This is a genomic window from Streptomyces carpinensis (genome assembly GCF_002154505.1).
In the GTDB taxonomy this organism is placed as follows: domain Bacteria; phylum Actinomycetota; class Actinomycetes; order Streptomycetales; family Streptomycetaceae; genus Streptomyces; species Streptomyces carpinensis.
Genome location: NZ_MUBM01000318.1, coordinates 1 through 5,153 on the forward strand (window position 1 = coordinate 1; position 5,153 = coordinate 5,153).

2 protein-coding genes, 2 pseudogenes and 4 riboswitches are annotated in these 5,153 nt (G+C 68.5%); all 4 genes and pseudogenes read left to right on the forward strand.

What is annotated here, in order from left to right; all coding sequences use genetic code 11:
* Nucleotides 1-33 precede the first annotated feature (33 nt).
* A pseudogene (locus BZY54_RS52440) lies at nt 34-1,436 on the forward strand (sugar porter family MFS transporter).
* 398 nt (nt 1,437-1,834) lie between these two features.
* A pseudogene (locus BZY54_RS35690) lies at nt 1,835-2,026 on the forward strand (transposase); the annotation flags it as partial.
* A 190-nt stretch (nt 2,027-2,216) separates the two neighbouring features.
* A riboswitch (glycine riboswitch) is annotated at nt 2,217-2,313 on the forward strand.
* A gap of 5 nt (nt 2,314-2,318) precedes the next feature.
* Nucleotides 2,319-2,402: riboswitch (glycine riboswitch) on the forward strand.
* Between the two features lie 100 nt (nt 2,403-2,502).
* On the forward strand, nt 2,503-2,658 hold the full coding sequence (locus BZY54_RS49755; protein ID WP_208640876.1) for a hypothetical protein: 156 nt from the start codon (nt 2,503-2,505) through the stop codon (nt 2,656-2,658).
* 109 nt (nt 2,659-2,767) lie between these two features.
* Nucleotides 2,768-2,863, forward strand: a riboswitch (glycine riboswitch).
* A riboswitch (glycine riboswitch) is annotated at nt 2,864-2,961 on the forward strand. It abuts the riboswitch before it with no gap.
* 53 nt (nt 2,962-3,014) lie between these two features.
* The coding region (gene gcvP, locus BZY54_RS35695) for an aminomethyl-transferring glycine dehydrogenase (RefSeq protein ID WP_086729462.1) at nt 3,015-5,153 on the forward strand (2,139 nt) is incomplete at its 3' end.

Genomic DNA, 5,153 nt, shown 5'->3' on the forward strand with positions numbered 1-5,153 from the left:
GAGGTGATCGCGGCCGCGATCCTCCTGGGTGCCGTGGTCGGCTCCCTCGCCTGCAGCCTGCTGTCCGAACGTGTCGGTCGACACCGCACGATCCTGATGATCTGCGTGGTGTTCGTCCTCGGCAGCCTGGCCAGCTCACTCGCGCCCACTGCGGTCGCTCTGGCCCTGGCCCGGGTGCTGCTCGGCTTCGCCGTCGGCGGCGCCACTCAGACCGTACCCATGTACGTTGCCGAGCTGGCCCCCAAGTCGATCCGCGGACGTCTGGGCTCCGCTTCCAGCTCGCCATCGGTGTCGGCATCGTCATCGCGACGCTCGTGGGTGCGAGCGAGACGGTCTCCTGGCGGGAGGCGATTGGCGCAGCCGCCGCACCGGCGCTGGTGATGCTTCTCCTTCAGTTGCGCCTGCCCGAAAGCCCGCGGTGGTTGGTGCTCAAGTTCGGCCTCGGTCGTGCGGAGGAGGCGCAGAAGGTGCTCTACAGGTTGCGGCCCGACGGCTACGACGTCTCCTCCGAGCTCGAAGAGATCGTCGCTCTGGAGGGACGCCAGCAGCGGACCAGCAGAGGCAACCGCGGTTGGAGCGGGCTGCGGCAGCCGTGGGTACGGCCGGCCTTGGCAGTCGGCTGCGGCATTGCCCTGTTCACCCAGCTGTCCGGCATCGAAATGATCATCTACTATGCGCCGACCATCCTGACCGACAACGGCTTCTCCAAGACGACCGCGCTTTGGGTCAGCGTGGCGCTGGGCACGGTCTACCTCGTCATGATGGTGGTCGGCCTGATCATCGTCGACAAGGTCGGGCGCCGCCGGCTGACTCTGGTGATGGTGCCCGGCACGGCACTGAGCCTGTTCGCGCTCGGCGCCTTCTGCGTCACCGGCCACTCCGGCCGCGCCTACGTGCCACCAATCGTCGCCTGCCTGCTGGCCTTCATGTTTTTCAACGCTGGCGGGCTCCAGCTGATGGGCTGGCTGACCGGTTCCGAGATCTACCCCCTGGCGGTGCGTGCGGCGGCCGCAAGCGTGCAGTCGGCCACTCTGTGGGGCACGAACCTGCTGATCACGCTCACACTGCTGACGATGATCAGTGTCTTCGGTGTGGGCCAGGTGTTTTGGATCTACGGGATGTTCAACGTCGCGGCGTGGCTGTTCGTGTGGTGGCGGATGCCAGAGCTCACCGGACACAGCCTCGAAGACATTGAGAGGCACCTGAAGAGCGGGCGGTTCCGCCCGCGCGACTTCGCTCGCGTCTCCCAGGCAAATACGTCTCGCGGCCCAGACTGCGCGTATGCCCTCGCCTTGCTCGGCGGCCTGCATCCAGGCGACTTCCCGAGCTTGGGCACGCGCCGAGCGCAGACCGCCAGCGCCGAGGCGATGATCTACTGGTCGATGATCCTGCTCATGACCCGCCGTTTGGCCCGCTCACGCCCTGCGCGAGCGTGAACCGGCCCGGCTGCTGCTCGGCCAGCCAGCCACGGGCGACCAGGCGTTTCGCTTTCGACCGCAGTGCCTCCACCCGTGCCGGCACCACCTCCATGCCGAACGCTGTGGCCATATCCTGGCAGGTCACCAGCACGTCGTAGGTGAACAGCGGCGGGCGGGCGCCGTGGCTGGGGGCGAGGGTGTGCGGTTCGCCGTCGGCGTGGGTCAGGAAGGCCGCGACAGTGGCGCGTAGCTCTCATTCTGGGCAGGGGTGATGGTGCCCTCGGCCAGGGCTCGAGAGTCAGTGACACCGACCGCGACGGGCTTTCCCTGGCGGACACCGATGCCGTACGCGATCTGGTCAGCCATAGCATCGACCCACGCGCGGACGCGGTGAGCGGCCGTATCAGGAGTAGGGCGGGCGCCGCAAGTCCATCCGGGCGATGGCCTCGCGGCTGCCAGACGGCAACGCGCAGAACCTGCAGCAGTTCGTGAACCACTCCACGTGGGATCCCATGCCGGTGCAGCGGCGGATCGCCGAATGGATGCTTGCGTTGATCACGCCGACGGCCGGGGTGATCGACGATGTGTCGGTGGCCAAGAACGGGCGAACCACTGCCCATGGCTGCCGGGTAAGAGAGGTGCCTACTCCCCGAAGCCGGCGTTTACAGTCGGCAGCTCAAGGGCTACGCCCTTACGGGGACTACCACCGGTGAGCCCGAAGCCGCGGGCACTTGACGGCCGTATTGCGGTGCCCGTAGGTTGTCGCCCGAAGGACCGGACAACCGAATACTCTGCTGACGATTCTGCGCGGGAGAGTCCACGTTTTGTAACGGCGTGGCGCCGAAGGAGCAAATCCTCCCCGGAAACTCTCAGGCCTCGTTACCGCGCAGCGGAGGCGGACTCTGGAAAGCAGGCGTTCACGCGCCTCGCCCACGGTGCAAGCCGCGGATCCCCGCGGCGAAGCTCTCAGGCCACATGACAGAGGGGGAGGCTCACTCGGCCGCACAGGCTTCTGCCTGTGCTCGACACTCGAGGAAGCCCCCATGGTTTGTTGTATCCCCGTCGACGTTCGGTGCCTTCGAGCATGGTCTTTCGAAGCCCGGAACACCTAGCCGCTCCGATCTATGACCACGCCGAGATCACCCGTGTCGCTGCAGCCACCGTGGTGTTCGACCTGGTCACGCTCATGACGAAGAACCACGTCGCCATCCTTGTGCTCGCGTCCGAGGACCACGCCTGATTGTGGGCGTGCCCCAGCAGTCACCAGGTGCCGTCAGGGTGCTGCCCAGCCTTGACGGCAGCACCACCTGACCGCTTGGCCAGGCTCGACAACTCGACATCGCGCTGTTCGAACCGAAGCGGGAGAGTCCTCGCCCACCCTTGGCGAGGCGCCGAAGGAGCAACCCTCCCCGGAATCTCTCAGGCCCACCTACCGCTTCGGCGAGGCTCCTCTGGAAAGTCAGGACGCCACGTCCTGCGCCCACGGTGCAAACCGCCGGACCCGGTGGTGAAGCTCTCAGGTACCGATGACAGAGCGGGGAGGTCACCCGTCCGCGGTGCCGCGTCCGCGGTGCCTTCAACAGGGAGCCTCCCGCCATGACCTCACCCGCATCCTCCGCGTCCGGCGCGTTCGCCACCCGTCACATCGGCGTCAGCGACGCCGACCGCGCCAAGATGCTGGCCGAAGTCGGCTATCCGACACTGGCCGGCCTCATCGACGCCGCCGTTCCGAGCGGCATCCGGAGCACCTCCGACCTGAACCTGCCCGCCGCCGCCACTGAGTCCGAGGCGCACGCCGAGCTGCAGGAGCTCGCGAGCAGGAACACCGTGGCTGTCCCGATGATCGGCCTTGGCTACCACGCGACCACCACGCCCGCGGTGATCCGGCGCAACGTGCTGGAGGACCCGTCGTGGTACACCGCCTACACGCCGTACCAGCCGGAGATCAGCCAGGGCCGGCTCGAGGCACTGATCAACTTCCAGACCATGGTCGGCGACCTCACCGGGCTGCCGACTGCCAACGCGTCGTTGCTCGACGAGGGTACGGCGGTCGCCGAGGCCGTTACGGTCATGCGCCGCGTCGCAGGCAAGAGCCACCCCCGCGTCCTGGTCGACCGTGACACTCTGCCGCAGACCCTCGACGTCCTGCGCACGCGTACAGCGGCGGTCGGCATCGAGGTCGTCGAGATTGACGTCGCCAAGCCGCTGCCGGAGGGTGACTTCTTCGGGGTGGTGCTGTCCTACCCCGGCTGCTCGGGCGCGGTCCGCGACCTGCGCGAGGTGACTGCTGCTGCGCAGGCTCGCGGGGCGCTGGTCTCCGTGACCGCCGACCTGCTGGCGCTCACCCTGCTGGTGCCACCGGGTGAGTGCGGCGCCGACATCGTCGTGGGCTCGTCCCAGCGCTTCGGTGTCCCCCTGTTCTACGGCGGGCCGCACGCCGGCTACATCGCGGTCCGCGCAGGGCTCGAACGCCATCTGCCCGGCCGGCTCGTGGGCATGTCTGTGGACGACGCCGACCGACCGGCGTACCGCCTCGCCCTGCAGACCCGCGAGCAGCATATCCGGCGCGACAAGGCGACCTCCAACATCTGCACGGCGCAGGTTCTGCTCGCCGTGGTCGCGTCGATGTACGCCGTCTACCACGGCCCCGACGGTCTGACCGAGATCGCCCGACGGACGCACCGGCACGCCACGCTCATCGCCGCGGGTCTGCGGGCGAGTGGGATCACGGTGGTGCACCGTGAGTTCTTCGACACCCTGCTGGTGCGGGTCCCTGGCCGTGCCGAGGAGGTCGTCGCGGCCGCGCACGACAAGGGCCTGCGGCTGCGGCTGGTGGACGGCGACCACGTCGGCATCTCCTGCTCCGAGGGCACGACGGAGGACCACGTCCGCCTCGGGCTCGACGCCTTCGGCTGGGTCGGCGACGACCTGGACGGGCTGGCGGCCGGCGCTCCGGCGGCGCTTCCGCCGGGACTGCGCCGTACCTCCCCCTTCCTCACCCACCCGGTCTTCCACCAGTACCGTTCGGAGACCGCGATGCTGCGTTACCTGCGCAAGCTCTCCGACCGTGATTTCGCGCTGGACCGCGGCATGATCCCGCTCGGGTCCTGCACGATGAAGCTCAACGCAACCACGGAGATGGAGCCGGTCAGCTGGCCCGGGTTCGCGGACCTGCACCCGTTCGCGCCCCTCACGGACGCGGCTGGGTACCTGGCCCTGGTCGAGCAGCTCGTGACGTGGCTGGCCGAGGTCACCGGTTACGCCAAGGTCTCCATCCAGCCGAACGCCGGATCGCAGGGCGAGCTCGCGGGCCTGCTGGCGATTCGCGCCTACCACCGGAGCAACGGCCGGCCCGGACGCGACGTGTGCCTGATCCCGGCCAGCGCGCATGGCACCAACGCCGCCTCGGCCGTGATGGCCGGGATGCGCGTCGTCGTGGTGGCGTCGCGGCCCGACGGCACGGTCGACCTCGACGACCTCGAGGCCAAGTGCGCGAAGCACTCCGACGACCTGGCCGCGATCATGGTGACGTACCCCTCGACGCACGGCGTGTACGAGGAGAGCATCACCCGGCTGTGCGAGTTGGTGCACGAGCACGGCGGGCAGGTGTACGTCGACGGCGCCAACCTCAACGCGCTGCTCGGGATCGCCAAGCCCGGTGAGTTCGGTGGCGACGTGTCACACCTCAACCTTCACAAGACGTTCTGCATCCCGCACGGCGGCGGTGGACCGGGC

Excerpts from the sequence above, each read along its gene's own strand:
- BZY54_RS49755 (WP_208640876.1), top strand. The coding sequence starts at position 2,503 with ATGGTCTTTCGAAGCCCGGAACACCTAGCCGCTCCGATCTATGACCAC.